The organism is Virgibacillus sp. M23 (genome assembly GCF_034190895.1).
Taxonomy (GTDB): Bacteria; Bacillota; Bacilli; order Bacillales; family Amphibacillaceae; genus Virgibacillus; species Virgibacillus salarius.
In genome coordinates this window covers 1-648 of sequence record NZ_JAWDHA010000153.1, presented here as the reverse complement: position 1 = coordinate 648, position 648 = coordinate 1, and the positions used below count along the sequence as shown (strand labels likewise).

The 648-nt window shown below is 42.1% G+C and carries 1 pseudogene; it reads left to right on the top strand.

Annotation, left to right across the window (positions count from 1 at the left end):
* Positions 1 to 554 (top strand): annotated as a pseudogene (locus tag RVS70_RS21745) (glycosyltransferase); the annotation flags it as partial.
* Positions 555 to 648: the final 94 nt, after the last annotated feature.

The window sequence follows — 648 nt, the reverse complement described above, 5'->3', positions numbered from 1 at the left end:
GTATACTGCAGGGTAGAGAAGGAACGGTGTTAGGCTTTATTGGCGGGATTAAACCGAAGCTCGATTTTAAAATGATTGAAGCCGCCGCTCTGCAAAAGCCTGATTGGACATTTTTATGGGTTGGCCCGGATGCCACCAATGGTGACGTTTCGTTTCAAGAGCTGCTGAGACTTCCCAATGTTATATGGACCGGTCCGGCAGATCCAAAAGAAGTGCCTCATTTTATGGAGCTTATCGACATTGGCATCATGCCATATAAACAATCACCGTATAACCAAGCTGTGTTTCCGCTGAAACTATTTGAATTTTTAGCGGCAGGAAAACCTGTTGTAGGCACTAATCTTCCGTCAACCTCAAAAATGCAAAAGCCTTATGTATACGAATAGGTAGAGGGCGATCATCCGATTGATTTTATAGCCGCTTGTGANANAGTTCTCGGACAAAACGGAGACGAGACCTATAAAGAAATGCGCCGAAACATCGCCCGCACCCAAGATTGGGATTGCTTATTTAGACAAATTATGAAATATACAGGGATTCAAAAACATGCGTAGTCCTATAAATTGGGATGCGCGTTTTTTGATTATACGTGTTTCTTTTTGATGAAGCTTGTTATAATAACTAAGGAGAAGGTATAATGGAAGGAAC